A 21139-nucleotide genomic window follows, 5' to 3' on the forward strand; every position below is an offset into this window, starting at 1 on the left:
GACTCCGGCCCACACCCGCCTCATCATGAGCACCTCCGACATCCACACCCCGGTTCTGCTCGAGCGCTGCGTCGAGTTGCTCTCGCCCGCCCTCGCGCATCCGGGCGCCGTTCTCGTCGACGCGACCGAGGGCATGGGCGGTCACTCCGAGGCCCTGCTGGAGCGATTCGGCGACATCCGCCTGATCGGGCTCGATCGCGACACCGACGCCCTCCGCATCGCGGGGCAGCGGCTGGCGCGGTTCGGTGAGCGCGTCACGCTGGTGCACACCGTCTACGACGGGATCGCATCGGCCGTGCGCTCCGCCGGCGTCGATCGCGTCGACGGCATCCTCTTCGACCTCGGTGTCTCCTCGCTGCAGCTCGACGAGGCCGATCGCGGGTTCGCGTACGCACAGGATGCGCCGTTGGACATGCGCATGGACCAGACATCCGGCACGACGGCAGCGGAGATCGTCGCGACCTACGGCGAAGGCGATCTTCGCCGCATCTTCGAGCGCTACGGCGAAGAGAAGCTCGCGGGACGCTACGCACGGGCCATCATCTCCGCGCGCGCCGAGGCTCCGATCGAGCGGTCCGGGCAGCTGGTCGACATCCTCGTCGCGGCGACGCCGGTCGCCGTCCAGCGCGAGGGACGAGGGCACCCCGCCAAGCGTGTCTTCCAGGCTCTGCGCATCGAGGTGAACGCCGAACTGTCGGTGCTGGAGCGTGCCCTCCCGCCGAGCATGGACCTGTTGAACGTGGGCGGACGCATCGTCGTCATGAGCTACCAGTCGCTCGAGGATCGTCTCGTCAAGCGCATGTTCGCGGATGCCGCGGCATCCACGGCACCGGCGGGACTGCCCGTCGAGCTTCCCGAGCATGCTCCGCGATTCCGGCTCGTGGTCAAGGGCGCCGAGCTGGCCTCCGAAGAAGAGAAGGCACGCAACCCGCGGGCCGCACCCGTGCGTCTGCGCGCGGCCGAACGCATCCGGGAGGCGGCATGAGCGTGCCGGCAGAGAGCAACCTCGATCCGTTCGTGGGGGCTGCGCCCCTTCCGCTGCGCACCCCTGGGGAGCCGGCGCGACGCCTCCACGCGGTCGAGCAGCCCGCGCCGCGACGGCGTCCTCGGCTCGTCTACGGCATCGTCGCGGTCAGCGGTGCGCTCCTGATCGGCGGCGCGCAGATGGGGCTGTCGATCCTGACGACGCAGTCCTCCTACGAGCTGTCGACGCTCAGCGATCAGCAGCGCAGTCTCGACTGGCAGAAGCAGATGCTGCAGGACAGCATCGCCGGCCTGAGCTCGCCGCAGTACCTCGCCGCGAATGCGGAGGCGATGGGCATGGTCACCGGCCAGGCGCCGACCTATCTGCGGCTCAGCGACAACGCCGTCATCGGCACGGCCGCCGGCCTGACCGGTGCGAGCGCGGTGAACGCGCTGAGCAAGGCCGCCGTCGGCAACGCCCTCGTCAGCGGGCGTCCGCTCGTCGGAGACCCCGCGGCGAGCCTCGGCGCGACCGGCGGCAGCTCCGTGGTCGACAAGGCCATCCCTGATACGCCGACACCCCCCGCCATCGCCGACGGTCTGCCCGTCCCCGCCACACACTGAATCCATGACGACACGAGCAACTCGCAGCCCGCGGCGCCGCACCGTCGTCGCCCTCGCCGTCGTCCTGGTGGTGCTGTCCGCCTTCGTCGTGCGTCTGGTGGACATCCAGGTGGTCAATGCGCGCGAGCACGTCGACGATTCCGAGCAGTTCGCGACCGGGGCCAAGACCACGCTCTACGGAGCGCGCGGCGAGATCGTCGACGACAACGGCGTCGTCCTCGCCAGCAGCACGACGCTCTACGATGTGCAGATCGACCCCATGCTCGCGGCGCAGGGAGCCGTGCAGACCGATGCCAGCGGCAACGCGATGACGGATGCCGACGGCAAGAACATCATGACTCCGTGGACCGACGTGGCCCCCAAGATCGCCGCGATCACGGGCCAGTCGACCGCCGACGTCGAGAAGATCGTGTCCGACGCGCTGGCCGAGAACTCGGCGTCGCGCTTCGCGTATGTGAAGCGGTACGTCTCCACCGAGGAGTATCGCGCGCTCGCGGCGCTGAAGCTCCCGTTCCTCACCTTCCCCCTCCACCCCGCCCGGACCTACCCCGACGGTGCGGTCGCCGGCAACCTCATCGGCTTCGTCGGCTCCGACGGCGACCCGTTGGAGGGACTGGAGTCTCTGCAGAACTCGTGCCTCCAGGCAACGGACGGCTCGCTGACCTACCAGCGCGGTGCCGACGGCGTGATCATCCCCGGCACCGAGGTCGAGAAGCCGGCCGTCAACGGCGGCACGCTCAAGCTCACGATCGACAGCGATCTGCAGTGGTTCATGCAGCAGCTGATCTCCGAGGAGACGGCGCGCTACCAGGCCGACTGGGGCGGCATCATCGTCATGGAGGCGAAGACCGGCAAGATCCGCGCCCTCGCCGAGACCAACACGGTAGACCCCAACGATCCCGGCGCCTCCGATCCCGACAACCGTGGCTCGCGCCTGCTTCGCGTCTCCTACGAGCCGGGATCGACGTTCAAGCCCGTGACGGCCGCCACCGTCATCGAGCAGGGCGGTCTCACGCCGACCTCCACGGTAGAGACGCCCGATCGCATCCAGTTCCCCAACGGCGCGGTCATCAACGACTCCGAGAGCCACCCCACCGAGAATCTGACCCTCACCGGCGGTCTCGTGCAGTCCTCGAACGTCGCCATGTCGCAGTTCGGCGCGCAGGTGCCCGCCGAAACGCGCTACGACTACCTGAAGCGTTTCGGCGTGGGCGACGGCACGGCCCTGAACTGGTCGGGCGAGCCCACGGGAGAGATCCGGGACGCGTCGACCTGGGACAACCAGACCTTCTACACGACCACCTTCGGGCAGGCCTTCACCGTCACGCCGACGCAGGTCACGAGCCTGTTCCAGACCATCGCCAACGGCGGGGTGCGCATGCCGGCACAGCTGGTGGAGTCCTGCACGAAGCCCGACGGGACGGTCGTCACCCCCGACCTGCCGGCACCGGTGCAGGTGATCAAGCCGCAGACCGCCGCCGAAGTCTCCCAGATGCTCGAGAACGTCTACGCCCAGGGCACGCTTGCCGACGACATCAAGATCCCCGGCTACCGGCTGGCCGTCAAGACGGGAACGGCACAGGTGCCGGACGGACACGGCGGCTACAAAGACAACCTCTTCATGACCTCGCTGGCCGGTTACGCACCCGCCGATGATCCGCAGTACGTTGTGTTGACCCTTTTCAACGAGCCGAAGACCAACACGATGTCTTCGGCCAACCGCTCGGTCTTCAAGAAGGCCATGACCCAGGTGCTGACGCACTACCGGGTGATGCCCTCGGGCTCGGACACCCCGCTGCTGCCCGTGACACAATGACGACACCGTGACGCGCCACCGCGCGTGAGGAACAAAGCCTATGATCCGGATGACGCTCGCCGAGGTCGCCGCCGCTGTGGCGGGCACCCTGCACCTGGCCGCCGATGACACCCCCGACACGGTGGTCGACGGCAACGTCGACACCGACTCCCGCGAGATCCGCGTCGGTGACATCTTCGTGGCCAAGCCCGGAGAAGTCACCGACGGCCACAACTTCGTCGCCGGTGCCGTCGCCTCCGGAGCCGTCCTCGCGATCGTCGAGCGGCTCGTCGACGCGCCGGTCAGTCAGATCGTCGTCGCAGACGCCGTGGCGGCCCTGTCGCACCTGGCGCGCGCGGTCGTCGCCGCCGTGCGCGAGCACGGTCGGCTCAGGATCGTCGGCATCACGGGGTCGAACGGCAAGACCACGACGAAGAACATGCTCGCCCGCATCCTCGAGGGCGAGGGCGAGACCATCGCTCCGCGCGGCTCGTTCAACAACGAGGTCGGCGCACCGTTGACGATGCTCCGTGTCGGCGCGGACACCCGCTTCCTGGTCAGCGAGTTCGGCGCGTCGGGCCCCGGCGAGATCGCGAAGCTCGCCGGACTCGTCACGCCCGACGTCGGCGTCGTCCTGATGGTGGGCTTGGCCCACGCGGGAGGCTTCGGCGGAGTCGAGGCGACGCTGAAGGCGAAGACCGAGCTCGTCCAGGCGGTGCGCCCCGGTGGAGTCGCCGTCCTCAACCGCGATGACGCGCGTGTCGTCACGATGGCCGACGTCGCGGCATCCCGAGGTGTGGACGTGCGGTGGTTCGGGCGAGGATCCGCAGCGGAGGTGCGCGCGGAGGACGTCGAGGTCACCGCCGCGGGCACGACCTGCACCGTCGTGACCCCTGAGGGACGATGGCCGTTGCGACTGCGCGTACTCGGCGAGCACCACGTCATGAACGCGCTGGCCGCGCTGGCCGCGGCGCGCGAGCTCGGGGTCGCCCCCGACGCGGCGATCGCGCGATTGGAGACGCTCGAGATCGCCGAGCGCTGGCGGATGCAGCCGATGGGCTCGGACCGGGTCCGCATCATCAACGACGCGTACAACGCGAGTCCCGACTCGATGGCCGCGGCTCTGCGCACGCTCGCGCAGATCGCCGGCCCGGGCGAGCGCAAGGTCGCCGTGCTGGGCGCGATGAGTGAGCTCGGTGACCTCGCGGGCGAAGAGCACGACCGTGTCGGTCTGCTCGCGGTGCGCCTGCGCATCGAGCGCATCGTCGTGGTCGGACGCGACGCCCGCCGTCTGTACCTCGCCGCCATCGGCGAGGGCTCGTGGGACGGCGAAGCGGTCTTCTTCGAGACGGCGGACGAGGCTTTCGACTATCTTCGCGGTGAGCTCCGCGACGGCGACCGGGTGCTCGTGAAGTCGTCCAACTCCGCGGGCCTGCGGCACCTCGGCGATCGTCTGGGAGAATCGTTCTCGTGAGATCACTGCTGGCGGCTGCGACGATCTCGCTCGCGTTCACCCTCTTTCTCACGCCGCTGTTCATCCGGCTGTTCGATAAGCTCGGCTGGGGTCAGGTCATCCGCACCCCCGAGAACGCGCACAACCCCAGCCATCAGACGAAGCGCGGAACACCCACGATGGGCGGGATCGTCTTCATCGTGGGCTCGATCGTCGGCTACGTCGTCGGCACGCTGACCGGAGGAGCGCCGCCGTCGATTTCGGGCCTGCTCGTGATCTGGATGATGGTCGGATTCGGCATCGTCGGTTTCATCGACGACTTCATGAAGGTGCGCCAGCAGCGCAGCCTCGGTCTGTCGGGGTGGCGCAAGATCGTCGGCCAGGTGCTCGTCGCGGTGCCCTTCGGCATCATGGCGCTGAACTTCCCCGACGCACGGGGGGAGACGCCGGCGTCCCCGTACGTCTCCTTCTTCCGCGACATCCCCATGCTGTCGTTCTTCGCCCTGGGAGCGGTCGTCGGCTGGATCGTGTATCTGATCTGGATCACGTTCATCTCTGTCGCGTGGTCGAATTCGACCAATCTCACCGACGGACTCGATGGCCTCGCGACCGGATCCGGCATCTTCACCGTTTCCGCGCTGAGTCTCGTGACCTTCTGGCAGTTCCAGCAGCGCTGTGCCAGTGAGGCGCTCGTGAACGCCTACGTCGGCGGCTGCTATGCCACGCCCGACCCGATGGACCTCACGATCATCGCGGCATCCTTCGTAGGTGCCCTCGTGGGCTTCCTCTGGTGGAACGCGCCCAAGGCGAAGATCTTCATGGGAGACGTCGGTTCGATGGCCATCGGAGGTGTGATCGCCGCAATGGCGATCCTCGCGCGCGCCGAGCTGCTCTCCGTCATCATCGCCGGCGTCTTCATCATCGGGCCGGGGTCGGTGATCCTGCAGCGCATCTACTTCAAGGCCACCGGCGGCAAGCGTCTCTTCTTGATGAGCCCGTTCCACCACCACCTCGAGATGCGCGGCTGGCCCGAGATCACGATCGTCGTGCGCATGTGGATCATCGCCGGCATGCTCGCGGTGACCGGCGTCGCCCTGTTCTACGTCGAATGGCTGTCGGCGCTGTGACGGGCACCCGCGACCTCGACGCCCTGCGCAGCTGGAATGCGCCCTGGCGCGGACTGCGCGTCGCCGTCCTCGGTTTGTCGATGACCGGGTTCTCCGTCGCCGACACCCTCGCGGAGCTCGGCGCGGAGGTCCTCGTGCTCAGCGAGTCGGCGAGCGAGGAGTACGCACGGCTGCTGCCCGTGATCGGAGCGCGTCTGCACGTGGGTGCGCTCAGTTCCGTTCCGGCCGAGCTCGTCGACTTCGACCCCGAAGTGGTCGTCGCCTCGCCCGGCTTCGCGCCCCACCATCCGATCATCGCCTGGACACGCGAGCGGGGCACGGCCCTGTGGGGAGACATCGAGCTCGCCTGGCGCGTTCGCGACAAGGTCCTGCGCCCGGACGGCACGCCCGTGGACTGGGTGCTGATCACCGGTACCAACGGCAAGACGACGACGACCCAGCTCACCGCGACGATGCTCATCGCCGGCGGACTGCGTGCCGCGCCGTGCGGCAACATCGGCGTACCGATCCTGGACGCCGTGCGTGACCCGAGCGGGTTCGACGTGCTCGTCGTCGAGGTCTCCAGTCATCAGCTGTGGTACCTCTCACTGCAGGAGGGATCGGAGCCGGTGTCGCCTTTCGCGAGCGTGTGCCTGAACCTCGCCGATGACCACCTGCAGTGGCATGGCTCATTCGCCGCGTACCGCGATGCGAAGGCGGTCGTGTACCAGCACACGCGCGTCGCCTGTGTCTACAACAAGTCCGACGTCGCGACCCGCATCATGGTCGAACAGGCCGATGTCGTCGACGGGTGTCGCGCGATCGGCTTCGATCTCGGGGTTCCAGGTCCGAGCGATCTCGGCATCGTCGACGGGATCGTCGTCGACCGCGCCTTCCTGGAGGATCGACGCACCAGCGCGCTGGAGATCACCACGCTCGACGAGCTCGCCGCTCAGGGTCTGATCGCTCCACACATCGTCGCGAACATCCTCGCCGCGTCCGCGCTGGCCCGCGCGCTGGATGTGCCGCCCACGCGCATCGCGGAGGCCCTGCGCAGCTTCCGGCTCGATGCCCACCGCATCGAGGTCGTCGCCACCGCAGACGGCATCACGTGGATCGACGACTCCAAGGCGACCAACCCGCACGCGGCCGCGTCATCGCTGGCGGCGTTCCCAGGAGCGGTCTGGGTCGTCGGCGGTGATATGAAGGGCGTGGACATCGGCGATCTCGTCGCCGCACGTGGTCCGAGTGTCAAGGCGGTCATCGTCATCGGCGTCGAACGTGCGCCGATCACGGAGGCGTTCGCGCGACACGCGCCGGCCATTCCCGTCATCGAAGTCGACCACGCTCAGACTGAAGACGTCATGGCAGACGTGGTCGCTGCGGCGGCACGGATCGCCCGTGACGGTGACGTGGTTCTCCTCGCCCCCGCCGCGGCATCCTTCGATCAATTCGACTCGTACGCCGACCGCGGTCGCCGCTTCGCGATGGCCGTGCGGGAATGGACCTCCTCGTCCGCCCCGCAGACACCGAACGAGACCGGCGCGACAGACGGAGGGGGAGCCGATGACCACGACGACCCCGCCGACCCGTCCCGCCGCTGACGGGCCCGACGACGCCGCGACGTCGGGCTTCGCCGCACGCGTCTCCCTGGGACGCGTGTTCGCGCCAGTGTCCAGCGAGTTCCTGCTCGTCGCCTCGACCGCTCTGCTGCTGACGGGGTTCGGACTGATGATGGTCCTGTCCGCGACGATGGCCTCGGCCATGGCCGCCGGTCAGAGCCCGTTCGAGATCGTCATGAAGCAGGCGATCTTCGCCGTCATCGGCATCCCGCTCATGTTCATCGCGAGCAGGCTGCCCGTCACGTTCTGGAAGCGGATCGCCTGGCCCGCTCTGATCGCGGCCACCTGCTTCCAGATGCTCGTGTTCGTCCCGGGCCTCGGCGTGGCCAACGACGGCAACCAGAACTGGATCCAGATCGGCGGCATTCAGGCGCAGCCCTCCGAGTTCCTCAAGCTCGCTCTCGCGCTCTGGCTCGGCTACGTGCTGTTTCGCAAGCAGACGCTGCTGGGGTCCTGGGCCCACGTGTTCATCCCGGTCGTTCCCGTCGGCGGTCTCGTCATCGGACTGGTCGCGGTCGGCAGCGAGGACCTGGGCACGGGAATGATCCTCATGGCGATCCTGCTGGGCTGCCTGTTCTTCTCCGGTGTGAAGCTGCGCATCTTCATCATCCCGCTGATCGTCGTGGTGGTCTCCGCCGTGTTCTTCGCGGTGACCAACTCGAACCGCATGGCGCGCATCATGAGCAGCTTCGTCAACTTCGACTCGATGGACTGCTACAACGCGGCCGTCGGTGACTGCTATCAGGCGGTGCACGGGGTGTGGGCCCTCGCCAACGGGGGACTGTTCGGACTCGGGCTCGGAAACTCCCGCGAGAAGTACGGCTGGCTGCCGGCCCGGTCGAACGACTACATCTTCGCGATCCTCGGTGAGGAACTCGGACTCGTCGGCTGCGCCGTGGTGCTCCTGCTGTTCACGGTGTTCGCGATCGCCGCCTTCCAGATCATCCGTAAGACCCGCGACCCCTTCATCCGCATCGTCACGGGCGGCATCATCGTCTGGATCGTCGGACAGGCCCTCGTCAACATCGGTGTCGTCCTGCGTCTGCTGCCGGTGCTGGGGGTGCCGCTGCCGTTCATGTCACAGGGCGGTACCTCGCTGCTGTCGGTCCTGTTCGCCTGCGGTGTGCTGCTGTCCTTCGCGCGGACGATCCCCGTCGGTCCCGCCTCGACCGCGATCGCCGCTGAGCCGCTGCCCCGCCGCCGGTAGGCTCTCTCGGGTGACGACGCCGGCTTCCTCGACGACCTATCTCCTCGCCGGCGGCGGCACCGCCGGGCACGTGAATCCGCTGCTCGCCGTCGCCGACGGGTTGCGGGAGAGGGATGCCGCGGCATCCGTGCTCGTCCTCGGCACGCGCGAAGGGCTCGAAGCCCGTCTCGTGCCCGAACGCGGATACGAGCTGCTGATCGTCGACAAGGTCCCCTTTCCGCGACGGCCGAACCTCGCCGCGCTCCGGTTCCCGCTGGCGTGGCATCGCGCCGTCGGGCAGGTGCGGCGGCACATCCGAGACCGCCGGGTCGATGTGGTCGCCGGTTTCGGCGGCTACGCCTCGGCTCCCGCGTATGTCGCCGCCCGCCGCGAAGGCGTGCCGTACGTCGTGCACGAGGCCAACGCGCGCCCTGGACTGGCGAACATCTTGGGCGCCCGGCGCGCGGCGGGCGTCGGCGTCGCCTTCCCCGACACCCCGCTGCGCGGTGCCGAGACGGTCGGCATGCCGCTCCGCGCAGAGATCGTCGACCTCGACCGCGCATCGACGCGAGACGACGCGGCACGATTCTTCGGTCTCGATCCGGCGCGCCCCGTGCTTCTCGTCTTCGGCGGATCGCTGGGAGCGCGGCGACTGAACGAGACGTTCGCCGACGCGTGGCCTGCGGTCGTCGACGCCGGGTGGCAGCTGCTGCACGCGGCGGGGGAGCGCGACCCGATCGTCGACCCGGGACACCCTGACTACCGCATCGTCGCCTACCTCGATCGAATGGACCTCGCGCTCGCGGTGGCGGATCTCGTGGTCTCGCGCTCGGGTGCGGCCACCGTGAGCGAGGTGTCGGCCCTCGGCATCCCCGCGGTCTACGTGCCGTACGCCGTCGGCAACGGCGAGCAGGCGCTCAACGCGCGCGGCGCCGTGGCCGCCGGCGCCGCGCAGCTGATCGAGGATGCTGCCTTCACGCCCGACCGCGTGCGGGAGCAGATCGTCCCGCTGCTGCACGACGCGACGGCGCTGTCGGCGATGCGTGCCGCCGCGCAGGCGCGAACCGCTGCGGCGCGTACCGGCACCGCATCCGTGATGGCGATGCTCGACCGGGCGCTGGCGCGCTGAGCGCGGACGGCCGAGCCGATGACCGGGTTCGTCGGTCGCGTGCGGTCGCTCAGCGTGCCCCTTCGCGACACGTGCGGACGGATGAGTGGTCAGGAAGCGGTGGGCGCGCTGCGCAACGCCGCCTGAACGAGCGCGAGCGCCTGCTCGGGATCGACGCGCAGCATGCGGACCTGCTCGGCGAAGCTCGTCGCCGCCCGCTGCGCCTCGCGCATCGCGGCGTCGCCCTGAGGTGAGACGAAGGTGCCGTTGCGCCCGCGCGTCTCGATGATGCCGGCCGATTCGAGCTCGCGATACGCGCGAGCGACGGTGCCGGGCGCGAGGCCGAGATCCTCGGCCAGTCGGCGCACGGTCGGCAGACGGGTGCCCGGTGCGAGTGCGCCGGTCGAGACGTCGTCGATGAGCTGTCGCCGCAGCTGCTCGAACGGAGGGACTGCGGATGCCGGGTCGATGACGATCATGCGATGCTCCTCGCGGTCACGTGGATGCCGTCCGGATGGAGTCGTCGGGGAACGGCTGCGCCCTGCGTGGGGTAGAGGTACGTGAGAGGCAGCACGAGTATCACGAACACGCTCGCGGTCCACCCGGGATCGCCGTCGGGCCCCGAGAACACGGCGACGCCGGCGATCAGCGCCGCGGCGATGCAGAGCGCAGCCGCACCTTGACGGCACCCGTTGAGTGCCGCGACGCGGAGCGCATCGTCCCAGGCCAGTTCGAGTTCGGAACCGGCCGGTTGCGGGCGGCGGACAATCGCGGCCTCGAGGCGCGGGAGAACGACGCATGTTGCGAGGGCGACCGCGGTGACCACGAGCGCGACCGCAGCCAGATCGATACGGGCGACGCTGCCTGCGGCGAGGCTCCAGGCCACCCCTACACCGCACGTCAGCGCGACTCCCAGGAGGATCCAGGTGAGCGCGCGGGGGAGCCCGGCGAGGTAGTCGCCGACGGTGGTTCCACGCGATCGCGCGATCCGGATCGAACCCTGCGCCGGAGCGAAGAGGCGTTCGTGCAGCGTCGACCAGCAGGAGACGACGAGCATGGTCACGTACATCGCCGGGATGAGGATGCCGAGTGGGGAGAACGTGGTCAACCCGAGCGGGGTGAGCAGAAGCAGTCCGCCGACGGCGCCGGCAGCGGACAGCGCAAGATAGTCCACCAGCTTTCGGCGTCGCATGTACGCCTCCAGAGCGGCCGCCGAGGCCGCCGGCACCGGTAGCGCCGCGCGGTCCGCGAAGCGTGCCAGGGCGCGCTCTCCCACGGAACGCCCACGCCAGGCGTTCAACGCGCCGATCGCGCCGGACACCGTGATGGCGCCGACGAGAGTCCCGAGCACGATGTTCAGGTGATTCGGGTCGGTCATGTTCGAATTGTACCACCGTCCGTACCAAATGTGTCATAACAAAAGCTGGATAGCGGTGGCGGCGGCGCGTTCGTGCGCCGCGCGCCGCAGCATCCGCTCAGGCGGCGTCGACCTAGACTTGACGAGCCATGATTCGACCCGACCTGAGCCTGCCCATCCCCGACGACATCACCGCCGCCCACTTCATCGGGATCGGTGGATCGGGCATGTCGGGGCTGGCCGGCATGTTCCTCGATCGGGGCATCCGCGTCTCGGGCTCCGACCGTGCCGACAGCGCCGCCCTGCGCGCTCTCGCTGCGCGGGGCGCCACGGTGCATGTCGGGCACGATGCGGCCAATCTCCCCGACGATGTCGACGCCGTGATCCACACCGGCGCCATCTGGCCGCAGAACCCGGAGTACGTGCTCGCGAAGGAGCGCGGGCTGCCCGTGATCCACCGCTCCCAGGCGCTGTTCTGGCTGATCGGAGGGCGCAGGCTCGTGAGCGTCGCGGGCGCTCACGGCAAGACCACGTCCACCGGCATGCTCGTGACGGCGCTGCGTGCACTCGGAACGGCGCCGACGTTCGTGAACGGAGGCGTCATCGCCGATCTCGGTGTCTCCAGCGGCACGGGCGGAGATGAGCTGTTCGTCATCGAAGCCGACGAGTCCGACGGCACGTTCCTGCTGTACGACACGTCAGTCGCATTGATCACCAACGTCGACCCCGACCACCTCGACCACTGGGAGTCGCGCGACGCCTTCTACGACGGTTTCGTCCGCTTCGGCGACACCGCTCGAGAGGCTGTCGTCATCTCCGCCGACGACGCCGGGGCGCGGCGTGTCGCGGCGACGCTTCGCCATCAGCGGATCGTGACGTTCGGCGAGGACGCCGACGCCGATGTGCGTCTGAGCGACATCGTGACCGAAGGCCCCGTCTCCTTCGCGCTCACGCATGACGGCGAGACCGTGACCGGGCGGCTCGCGGTTCCGGGAGCCCACAACGCGGTCAATGCGGCGGGGGCCGTGGCGGTGCTGCTCACGCTCGGTTACGCCCTCGAGCCGGCCCTGCGTGCGGTGGAGGAGTTCGGGGGCACGGTACGGCGCTTCGAGCTCCACGGCGTCGAGCGCGGGGTGAGCGTCTACGACGACTACGCGCACCATCCCACCGAGGTGGCCGCCGCGCTCGTCGCGGCGCGCAGCGTCGTCGGCGACGGTCGCATCATCGCGATCCAGCAGCCGCACACGTACTCGCGAACGCAGGAGATGTACCGCGAGTTCGCCGACGTGCTGGAGTCGTACGCAGATCACACCGTCATGCTCGACGTCTACGGTGCGCGCGAAGACCCCGTGCCCGGCGTCACCGGTGAGCTGGTCAGCGGAGCCTTCCGCGACCCCTCCAAGGTGCATTACGTGGCCGATTGGCAGGCGGCGGCCGAGTACACCGCGGCCGTCGCGCGGGAGGGCGATTACGTCATCACGCTCGGGTGCGGCAACGTGTACCAGATCATCCCGCAGGTGCTCGAGGCGCTGTCGACGCCGACGGTGGAGGCATAGTCCATGCGGCGGCCGACGCCCCTCCCGGCGCCGGATCAGGCGGCGCCCGACCGTGAGTCGGCGCAGGATCGTGGTGTCGAGCCGCCGGTGCGCCACGTGGGTCCGCCCCGCCGAGCGGATGCCGCTGTCGAGGAGAAGGTCGCGGAGCGTGATGACCAGCTCACCGCCCCGTTGACGCCGCTGTGGGTGTCGTCGTCGCCACGGCGCCTCGACGAGCCGACGGACTCCCCGATCGGGGAGGAGGCGGCGCCCGTCGGCGTGCGCGAAGTGTGGGCGGCGGCGCGTGCGCGACGACGCGCGTTGCGCGCGGAGGTGCGGCGTTTCACCGCGCGTCAGCGGCGACGGCGGATGACCTGGATCGTCGCGGGCTCGGCACTGCTGCTGCTCGTGCTGGGCACGCTCGGCGTCGCGTACAGCCCGCTCTTCGCGGTGCAGCAGATCACCGTCGTCGGCACATCCACGCTGGACCCGGCGTCCGTCGAGACCGCGCTGGAAGGGCAGCTGGGGACTCCGCTGCCGTTGGTCGACTCCTCCGCCGTCAAAGCCGCCCTCGTGAAGTTCCCGCTCGTGGAGTCCTACGCACTCGAGGCCCGTCCACCGCACGAGCTCGTGGTGCGCATCGTCGAGCGCACGCCGATCGGATCCATTCAGACGCCCGCCGGCTTCACCCTGGTGGATGCCGCGGGTGTCGCCCTGTCGACCGCGCCGCAGCCGGCCGCGGGCCACCCTGTGCTCACCGTGACCGGCGGACTCTCCTCGCCCGCCTTCGCCGCGGTCGGAACCGTCTTCCGGGCCCTCCCCGACGACATCCGTGCGCAGGTCACCGCGATCTCGGCGACCTCTGCGAACGATGTCACCCTGACCCTCGGCTCCGGGGGGACCGCGGTGGTCTGGGGCAATGCCGACGATTCCGCGCTGAAGGCCAAGAACCTCGCGGCGATCATGGCGGCGCGCCCCGGAGCCCGCAGCTACGACGTGTCGTCGCCGAGCGCGATCGTCGTCCGGTAGCGCTCGACACGGGTTTTCTGCGCGACACGCCCCGAGCCTCTCGGTCGGCGGGAGGGCTGCCGCATACCTTCAATCAAGGAATTGCATACTGAGCAATTCTTTAAACCTCAACTAGAGGTTCAAGGTTTAGCAGTCAGGGTTCGGGACACAATGGAGGCCGGCATGAGCCAGAACCAGAACTACCTCGCGGTGATCAAAGTCGTGGGTGTGGGTGGCGGCGGCGTGAACGCCGTCAATCGGATGATCGAGCTCGGGCTGCGGGGTGTCGAGTTCATCGCGGTGAACACCGACGCCCAGGCTCTGCTGATGAGCGACGCCGACGTCAAGCTGGACGTGGGCCGCGAGCTGACGCGCGGCCTCGGCGCCGGCGCCGATCCCGAGGTGGGCCGTCGGGCTGCCGAGGATCACGCGGAGGAGATCGAGGAGGCCCTTGCGGGCGCCGACATGGTCTTCGTCACCGCGGGAGAGGGCGGTGGCACGGGTACCGGAGGCGCCCCCGTCGTCGCGCGCATCGCGAAGTCGATCGGCGCGCTGACCATCGGTGTCGTCACCAAGCCGTTCAGCTTCGAGGGACGCCGTCGGCAGAGTCAGGCCGAGGCGGGTGTCGCGAAGCTCAAGGAAGAGGTCGACACTCTCATCGTCGTGCCCAACGATCGACTGCTCGAGATCAGCGACCGCGGCATTTCGATGATCGAGGCCTTCGCGACCGCCGACCAGGTTCTGCTCGCGGGTGTGCAGGGCATCACCGATCTGATCACCACGCCGGGTCTGATCAACCTCGACTTCGCCGACGTCAAGAGCGTCATGCAGGGCGCCGGCTCCGCCCTCATGGGCATCGGCTCGGCCCGCGGCGCGGACCGCGCTATCAAGGCCGCCGAACTCGCGGTCGAGTCCCCGCTGCTGGAAGCGTCCATCGAAGGCGCGCACGGCGTCCTGCTGTCGATCCAGGGTGGATCCAACCTGGGAATCTTCGAGATCAATGACGCCGCGCAGCTCGTCAAGGAGGCTGCGCACCCCGAGGCCAACATCATCTTCGGCACCGTCATCGACGACACGCTGGGCGATGAGGTGCGGGTCACGGTGATCGCCGCGGGCTTCGACGGTGGAGAGCCGCAGGCGCGCATCGAGCCCATCACCGCGGCGCGCCCGGCGGCGCCCCTGGTGCCGGCCGTGCCGGCCGAAGAGGCCGCACGAGAGGGTGCGGCGGTCGAGGACAAGCAGGCTGTCACCGTGTCGGCCCCCGTGGCGGAGTCCTACGACTCGGTGTACGGCGACGACGACCTGGACATTCCCGACTTCCTGAAGTGACCGCACTGGCCGAACGACTCGCCGCCCTGGACGCCCGCATCGCGGATGCGGCCAGGGCGGTCGGCCGCGACCCCGGTGAGCTGACGCGCATCGTCGTCACCAAGTTCCACCCCGCGCGGCTGATCGACGATCTCGCCGCGCTCGGCGTGCACGACGTGGGGGAGAGTCGGCAGCAGGAGTTGAGCGCCAAGCGGGCCGAGACCGCCGGCAGAGTCCACGACGTGCGATGGCACTTCATCGGACAGCTGCAGAGCAAGAAGGCGAAGGCGGTGCGCGCGGCATCCGACTGCGTGCATTCCGTCGACCGCGATCGCGTCGCCGACGCCCTGCATGCCGCCGATCCCGAGGGCAGTCCGCTCGACGTCTTCCTCCAGGTCAATCTCACGGACGACCCCGCGCGCGGGGGAGCGGCGCCCGACGACGTCGAGGCTCTGGCGACGCACATCGCTGCACGGTGCGCGTCGCTGCGACTTCGTGGTGTCATGGCCGTCGCCCCGCTCGCGCAGGCGCCTGCGGAGGCGTTCGAGCGCCTCGCCGCGGCCGCGGCGACGGTGCGACGGGTCGTTCCGGATGCCACGTGGATGTCGGCGGGCATGTCCGGGGATTTCGCCGAGGCGATCGCCGCCGGCGCGACACACCTGCGGATCGGCACCGCAATCACGGGACCGCGCCCTGACCGCGGCTAGCCTCAGAACAGACGAGCAAACGGAGGAATGCGATGTCGAACCCGCTCAAGAAGACCATGGTGTACCTGGGCCTCGCCGATGAGGAAGAGGTCTACGAAGAGCCCGCTGCCGAGACGCCTGCACGCCGTGAGCGCTCGAGCGAGCGCCCGATCGAGAAGGCGGCCCCTGTGACCCCGCTCCACCGTCCCACCGTCGTGCGTCAGCCGACCGCGGGCACCGTCAGCGAGATCCTCACGGTGCACCCCAAGCAGTACCGCGACGCGCAGATCATCGCGGAGAACTTCCGCGATGGCATCCCGGTCATCATCAACCTCTCGCAGATGAGCGACGCCGATGCCCGGCGTCTCATCGACTTCGCGAGCGGCCTGTCGTTGGGGCTGTACGGTCGCATCGAGCGCGTGACGAGCAAGGTCTTCCTCCTCTCGCCCGAGAACGTCGCGATCTCCGGTGACGGCACGGTGGCTCAGGCCGACCCCGAGTCCGCGCCCTTCAGCCAGTAGTCGTGGAGTTCGTGCGCCTGGCGGCATTCGTCGTCGACGTCCTTCTCCTGCTCTACATCCTCGTGCTGCTGGCGAGACTCGTTCTCGAGTACATCCCGATGTTCAATCGTCAGTGGCGTCCGCGGGGATTCGGCCTCGTCTTCGCCGAGGCCGTCTTCACCCTCACCGATCCGCCGCTGCGCTTCTTCCGCCGGCTGATTCCTCCGTTGCGGATCGGCCCCATCGCGCTCGACCTGGGCTTTCCGATCACGATGTTGGCCTGTTTCGTTGTTCTGACGATCGTCCGCGTCATCGAGCGCCTCTAGCCCCCCGTCGCACGTCCCACCAGCCGCGACTATGCTTGGTCAGTACGGCTCGCCGGTGGCGGGCCGACCGAATCGGCCCGCGTCGTGAGCCCCGAAAGAGGAAACACCATGGCTTTGACCCCGGAAGACGTCGTCACGAAGCAGTTCCAGCACGTGCGGTTCAAGGAGGGTTTCGACCCGGATGAGGTCGACGACTTCCTCGACGAGATCGTCGTCGAGTGGCGCAAGACGATCGCCGAGAACGAAGAGCTGAAGGCCAAGCTCGCTGCGTACGAGTCCGGTGAGTCTGCTCCCGCCGAGGTCGTCGAGGCGGCCGTCGTCGAGGAGGCCGCCCCGGCCGTCGTCGAGTCCGTCCCCGCCCCCGCTGTCGAGGCTCCCGCCGCCGGCGGCGTGGCCGCTTCCGCCGGCATCATCGAGCTGGCACAGCGTCTGCACGACGAGCACGTGGCCGAAGGACAGGCGCAGCGCGACAAGCTCATCTCCGAGGCACAGGCCAAGGCCGCCTCGATCCTCGCCGAGGCCGAGGCCAAGGGACGCGACGAGATGGCTCGTCTCGAGAGCGAGCGCGTGACGCTCGAGGGACGCATCAGCGAGCTCCGCCAGTTCGAGCGCGACTACCGTTCGCAGCTGCGTGGGTTCATCGAGGAGAAGCTCCGCGACCTCGACGTCGCGGGCGCGACCTCGGGTGCCTCCTCGGTGTCGGCTTCCTGAGCCCGGTGGCGGACCACACCCCAGAGCGCAGTGCTCCCCGTCGGAGCCTGAACAGGGCAGCGGCCGGTGCCATCGTCGCGATTCTCGCGGCGCTGGTGCTGGCCGCTGACCAGTTCGCCAAGTATCTTGCCCTCACCACCCTGCCGTTCCAGCAGCCCGTGCAGGTCTGGGGCGACGCGCTCCAGTTCTATCTGACACGCAACCCCGGCGCCGCGTTCTCCCTCCTCGAAGGGCAGACGTGGATCTTCACGATCGTCATGACGGTCGCCGCGGTCGTCATCGTCGTTCTGACCGCGACGCGTGTGCGTGCGCGCGTGTGGGCGATCGTGCTGGGTCTGCTCCTCGGCGGAATCCTCGGAAACCTCAGCGACCGGCTCTTCCGCGACCCCGGCTTCCTGGTCGGCCACGTCGTCGACTTCATCAACACGCCCTGGATGTGGCTGGGCATGAATCCGGCGATCTACAACGTCGCCGACATGTTCATCGTGACGATGATGATCGGCGTCGCCCTGCTGGTGCTGATCGGCGTTCGCCTCGACGGCAGCCGCGAGCGCGGGTCAGCCGGCGAATCCACCGTGACGGCCTCGGCTGCGCCCGGCGAGGACGACACGACGACCACGACGCGCGAGTCCTGATGCCGTCCCGCGTCCTCCCCGTGCCCGACGGCCTCGACGGTGCCCGTGTGGATGCCGCTCTGGCCAAGATGCTGGGGTTCTCGCGCTCGTTCGCCGCGGAGGTCGCCGAAGCCGGCGGCGTGCGGATGGACGGCCGTGCGCTGGGAAAGTCCGACCGCCTGCGTGCAGCCGGCTGGCTCGAGGTGGAGTGGGAGGAGCGGCGCGAACCGGAGATCGTGCCGGTCGCCGTTCCGGACCTCGCCATCGTCTACGACGACGACGACATCGTGGTCGTCGACAAGCCCGCGGGCGTCGCCGCGCACCCGTCGCTCGGATGGGAAGGCCCGACGGTGCTCGGCGCGCTGGCCGCCGCCGGCTTCCGCATCGCCACCACGGGAGCAGCCGAGCGCCAGGGCGTCGTCCATCGACTGGATGTCGGTACCAGCGGCCTCATGGTCGTCGCCAAATCGGAGCGTGCGTACACCGCACTCAAGCGGGCATTCAAGGAGCGCGAGGTCGAGAAGATCTACCACGCGGTCGTGCAGGGGCATCCCGATCCGTTGGCCGGAACGATCGATGCTCCCATCGGACGCCACCCCTCGCATTCGTGGAAGTTCGCCGTCACGCCTGACGGCAAGGACTCGGTCACCCACTACGAAGCGCTCGAGGCGTTCCCCTCGGCATCCCTCCTCGAGATCCATCTGGAGACCGGACGCACCCACCAGATCCGCGTCCACATGGCCGCCCATCGCCACCCGTGCGTGGGCGACCCGCTGTACGGTGCCGATCCGACCCTGTCGGCACGTCTGGGGCTGACCCGGCAATGGTTGCACGCGCACGAACTCTCGTTCGCGCACCCGACCACGACCGCGTGGGTCACGTTCACGAGCGCCTATCCGGCCGATCTCGCACACGCGCTCGAGGTGCTCCGGACCTGACCCGAGACCCATGCCGGCGCACGTACATGAGGGTGCCTAGCCTGGAAGCATGCCGCTCATCGACCGCCCGTGGCTCACGTCCTACGCGCCCGGGGTGCCCGCCGAGATCGAACCGGTAACACAGACCCTGGTCGACATGCTCGACGAGTCCGTACGGCGCTATCCTCGTCGACCCGCTCTCGAATTCTTCGGCGCCGTCACCACGTATCGCGAGCTCGGGGACCGGGTCGCCAGGGCAGCCGAGGGCTTGAGACGCCTGGGCGTCGCGCCCGGCGATCGCGTCGCGCTGATCCTCCCGAACTGCCCGCAGCATGTCGTCGCCTTCTATGCCGTGCTGCGGCTCGGTGCGATCGTCGTCGAGCACAATCCGAGATACACGGCACCGGAGCTTCGACATCAGTTCGAGGTGCATCACGCCCGGGTGGCGATCGTGTGGGATGCCGTCGCCGACACCATCGCGGAGTTTCCCTCCGACATCCGTCCCCGCCACGTCATCGCGGTGCGAATGACCGACGCGATGCCGGCCCGCATGCGGGCCGCGCTGCGCCTTCCGCTCGCGAAGGCGCGTGCGTCGCGGGCGGCGCTGACGGTGACACCCGACGCGAAGGACGTGCTCTCGTGGTCACGGGTGGCGTCGCATCGCCCGGTGCGCAGACGCACGCCCCGTCCCCACCTCGACGATCTCGCCGCGCTGCAGCTGACGAGCGGCACCACGGGTACGCCCAAAGCGGCCATGCTCACGCACCGCAACCTCCGCTCGAACGCGGCGCAGTCGGCCGCCTGGGTGCCCGATCTGGTACCCGGACGCGAGGTCTTCTACGCCGTCCTCCCGCTCTTCCACGCCTACGGACTGACGCTCTGCCTGACCACGGCACTGTCGCTCGGAGCCCGCATCGTGCTGTTTCCGACGTTCGACGTCACCCTCACCCTCGACGCGATACGCCGTACGCCGCCGACCTTCCTCGCCGCCGTACCGCCCATCTACGACGCCCTGGCACGGGCCGCCGTGCGCGCGGGCATCGACCTCTCGAGCCTGCGCAATGCGATCTCCGGTGCCATGGCGCTGCCGCCGTCGACCGTGCTGCGGTGGGAGGAGGCGACCCACGGCATCATCGTCGAGGGCTACGGCATGACCGAGTCGTCGCCGATCAGCGTCGGCAATCCGATGGGGCCGCTGCGCAGGCCGGGTACGGTCGGTGTGCCGTTCCCCAGCACCGAGATCCGCGTGGTGGACCCCGCGGATCCGACCCGTGACGTCGTCGACGGCGCCGAGGGCGAGCTTCTCGTGCGCGGACCGCAGGTCTTCCAGGGTTACTGGAACCGACCGGAAGAGACCGCAAGCACGCTGCTGGCGGGCGGATGGCTGCGCACCGGCGACATCGTGACGGTGGATGCCGAAGGCTTCGTGACCGTCGTGGACCGCCTCAAGGAGCTGATCATCAGCGGCGGGTTCAACATCAGTCCGAGTGAGGTCGAGAACGCGCTGCTGCTGCATCCCGACGTCGCGGATGCGGCTGTCGTCGGCATCCCGCGCTCGGACGGATCGGAGACGGTGACGGCGGCCGTGGTGATGCGCGACGGAGCGGTCTTCGATGCCGAGGAGCTGCGCTCGTTCGCACGGATCCATCTGGCGGCGTACAAGGTTCCACGATCGGTCGTGCGCGTGCCGGCGATGCCGCGCTCGCTGGTCGGCAAAGTCATCCGCCGTCAGGTGCGCGCGGACATCCTCGCCACCCGCGGACGATGACGCGTCAGCGGCCGCCGGAGAAGGAGGCCGGATCGTCCTCGGCGATGGCCAACGCAATCTTGCGCACGTCGGACTGAGCGAGCTCGGTCAGCTCCCCGAGCCCGTACCAGCCCACCTCGGCCAGTTCGCCGTCGGCGGGGAACGGGTTGCCCGCCACCCAGTCGCAGCGAAAGACCAGGTCGAGGTAGTCGACCTGGTCGCCGTTGGCGTACGTCGTCCGAGGCAGCTGCTGGATGAGAGCGAGCCGCACGGCGCGCACGTCGATGCCCGCTTCCTCCCGGCACTCGCGCACGGCCGCGTCGGCGGGCTCTTCACCCGGATCGACGATGCCGGACACGCACTGCCAGGCCCCGTTGTCGGCACGCCTGCCGAGGAGCACCTTCTCGTCCTTGAACACGACGGCGGTGACCCCAACGAGCGGAAGCGGCGCGGTGCCGATCTTCTCGCGCAGCGACAGGACGAACTCGGGTGTCGACATGGCTCCAGCCTAGGTGTTTCACCCTCAGGTTGAAGGTGAAACGACCTCCGTGCGCGCGACGGGGCGTCTGCCCG

21 protein-coding genes are annotated in these 21139 nt (G+C 69.1%); 18 read left to right on the top strand and 3 right to left on the bottom strand.

Annotated features, from left to right (window positions below; genetic code table 11):
* Window positions 1-25: 25 nt before the first annotated feature.
* Genes rsmH through PP359_RS00850 form a run of 8 tightly spaced genes read left to right on the top strand, consistent with a single transcriptional unit; the run spans window position 26 to window position 9878 of the window.
* Window positions 26-985, top strand: a complete 960-nt coding sequence (rsmH, locus tag PP359_RS00815; protein ID WP_499249709.1) for a 16S rRNA (cytosine(1402)-N(4))-methyltransferase RsmH — start codon at window positions 26-28, stop codon at window positions 983-985.
* Window positions 982-1587 carry a cell division protein FtsL gene (ftsL, locus tag PP359_RS00820; RefSeq protein WP_039416149.1) on the top strand — a complete coding sequence of 202 codons (606 nt, stop codon included), beginning with the start codon at window positions 982-984 and terminating at the stop codon, window positions 1585-1587. Before rsmH ends, ftsL begins: the two co-directional genes overlap by 4 nt.
* A gap of 4 nt (window positions 1588-1591) precedes the next feature.
* Window positions 1592-3403 (top strand): peptidoglycan D,D-transpeptidase FtsI family protein, encoded by a 1812-nt coding sequence (locus tag PP359_RS00825; RefSeq protein WP_036316624.1) that lies wholly within the window; start codon window positions 1592-1594, stop codon window positions 3401-3403.
* A 49-nt stretch (window positions 3404-3452) separates the two neighbouring features.
* Window positions 3453-4856 carry a UDP-N-acetylmuramoyl-tripeptide--D-alanyl-D-alanine ligase gene (locus PP359_RS00830; RefSeq protein ID WP_499249710.1) on the top strand — a complete coding sequence of 468 codons (1404 nt, stop codon included), beginning with the start codon at window positions 3453-3455 and terminating at the stop codon, window positions 4854-4856.
* On the top strand, window positions 4853-5962 hold the full coding sequence (gene mraY, locus PP359_RS00835) for a phospho-N-acetylmuramoyl-pentapeptide-transferase (RefSeq protein WP_499249711.1): 1110 nt from the start codon (window positions 4853-4855) through the stop codon (window positions 5960-5962). Before PP359_RS00830 ends, mraY begins: the two co-directional genes overlap by 4 nt.
* Complete coding sequence (gene murD, locus PP359_RS00840) at window positions 5944-7545, top strand: UDP-N-acetylmuramoyl-L-alanine--D-glutamate ligase (protein WP_499249712.1); 1602 nt, start codon at window positions 5944-5946, stop codon at window positions 7543-7545. Before mraY ends, murD begins: the two co-directional genes overlap by 19 nt.
* Window positions 7508-8770, top strand: coding sequence for a putative lipid II flippase FtsW (ftsW, locus tag PP359_RS00845; RefSeq protein WP_499249713.1), 1263 nt, complete (start codon window positions 7508-7510; stop codon window positions 8768-8770). The genes murD and ftsW overlap by 38 nt, the downstream gene beginning before the upstream one ends.
* 10 nt (window positions 8771-8780) lie before the next feature.
* On the top strand, window positions 8781-9878 hold the full coding sequence (locus PP359_RS00850) for a UDP-N-acetylglucosamine--N-acetylmuramyl-(pentapeptide) pyrophosphoryl-undecaprenol N-acetylglucosamine transferase (RefSeq protein WP_112931661.1): 1098 nt from the start codon (window positions 8781-8783) through the stop codon (window positions 9876-9878).
* Window positions 9879-9967: 89 nt separating this feature from the next.
* Here PP359_RS00850 and PP359_RS00855 read toward each other — a convergent pair whose 3' ends face one another.
* Together PP359_RS00855 and PP359_RS00860 are read right to left on the bottom strand one after the other, a co-directional pair.
* Window positions 9968-10336 (bottom strand): GntR family transcriptional regulator, encoded by a 369-nt coding sequence (locus tag PP359_RS00855; protein ID WP_039416142.1) that lies wholly within the window; start codon window positions 10334-10336, stop codon window positions 9968-9970.
* Window positions 10333-11235 carry a hypothetical protein gene (locus tag PP359_RS00860; RefSeq protein WP_499249714.1) on the bottom strand — a complete coding sequence of 301 codons (903 nt, stop codon included), beginning with the start codon at window positions 11233-11235 and terminating at the stop codon, window positions 10333-10335. The genes PP359_RS00855 and PP359_RS00860 overlap by 4 nt, the downstream gene beginning before the upstream one ends.
* 128 nt (window positions 11236-11363) lie before the next feature.
* Here PP359_RS00860 and murC point away from each other — a divergent pair, with 128 nt between their 5' ends.
* The 10 genes from murC to PP359_RS00910 all read left to right on the top strand — a co-directional run bounded on the left by murC (window position 11364) and on the right by PP359_RS00910 (window position 20587).
* Window positions 11364-12770 carry a UDP-N-acetylmuramate--L-alanine ligase gene (gene murC / locus PP359_RS00865; protein ID WP_499249715.1) on the top strand — a complete coding sequence of 469 codons (1407 nt, stop codon included), beginning with the start codon at window positions 11364-11366 and terminating at the stop codon, window positions 12768-12770.
* Between the two features lie 3 nt (window positions 12771-12773).
* Complete coding sequence (locus PP359_RS00870) at window positions 12774-13778, top strand: FtsQ-type POTRA domain-containing protein (protein ID WP_499249716.1); 1005 nt, start codon at window positions 12774-12776, stop codon at window positions 13776-13778.
* 162 nt (window positions 13779-13940) lie between these two features.
* Complete coding sequence (gene ftsZ, locus PP359_RS00875; RefSeq protein ID WP_036288033.1) at window positions 13941-15086, top strand: cell division protein FtsZ; 1146 nt, start codon at window positions 13941-13943, stop codon at window positions 15084-15086.
* Window positions 15083-15772 (top strand): YggS family pyridoxal phosphate-dependent enzyme, encoded by a 690-nt coding sequence (locus PP359_RS00880; RefSeq protein WP_112931657.1) that lies wholly within the window; start codon window positions 15083-15085, stop codon window positions 15770-15772. Before ftsZ ends, PP359_RS00880 begins: the two co-directional genes overlap by 4 nt.
* A gap of 32 nt (window positions 15773-15804) precedes the next feature.
* On the top strand, window positions 15805-16272 hold the full coding sequence (locus PP359_RS00885; protein ID WP_036318274.1) for a cell division protein SepF: 468 nt from the start codon (window positions 15805-15807) through the stop codon (window positions 16270-16272).
* Between the two features lie 2 nt (window positions 16273-16274).
* Window positions 16275-16577, top strand: coding sequence for a YggT family protein (locus tag PP359_RS00890; RefSeq protein ID WP_112931656.1), 303 nt, complete (start codon window positions 16275-16277; stop codon window positions 16575-16577).
* Window positions 16578-16685: 108 nt separating this feature from the next.
* Complete coding sequence (locus PP359_RS00895; RefSeq protein ID WP_036318276.1) at window positions 16686-17288, top strand: DivIVA domain-containing protein; 603 nt, start codon at window positions 16686-16688, stop codon at window positions 17286-17288.
* Window positions 17289-17293: 5 nt separating this feature from the next.
* Window positions 17294-17923, top strand: a complete 630-nt coding sequence (locus tag PP359_RS00900; RefSeq protein WP_039416136.1) for a signal peptidase II — start codon at window positions 17294-17296, stop codon at window positions 17921-17923.
* Entirely contained in the window at window positions 17923-18840 is a 918-nt protein-coding gene (locus PP359_RS00905; RefSeq protein ID WP_499249717.1) for an RluA family pseudouridine synthase, read from the top strand. The genes PP359_RS00900 and PP359_RS00905 overlap by 1 nt, the downstream gene beginning before the upstream one ends.
* A 49-nt stretch (window positions 18841-18889) precedes the next feature.
* The gene (locus tag PP359_RS00910) at window positions 18890-20587 is read left to right on the top strand and encodes a long-chain-fatty-acid--CoA ligase (RefSeq protein WP_295820340.1); all 1698 of its coding nucleotides are present in this window, start codon (window positions 18890-18892) and stop codon (window positions 20585-20587) included.
* Window positions 20588-20591: 4 nt separating this feature from the next.
* Here the strand turns inward: PP359_RS00910 and PP359_RS00915 are convergent, their stop codons facing one another.
* Entirely contained in the window at window positions 20592-21065 is a 474-nt protein-coding gene (locus PP359_RS00915) for an NUDIX hydrolase (RefSeq protein WP_499249718.1), read from the bottom strand.
* Window positions 21066-21139: the final 74 nt, after the last annotated feature.

This window comes from Sphingomonas sp. BLCC-B65, assembly GCF_028550675.1.
Classification (GTDB): Bacteria; Actinomycetota; Actinomycetes; order Actinomycetales; family Microbacteriaceae; genus Microbacterium.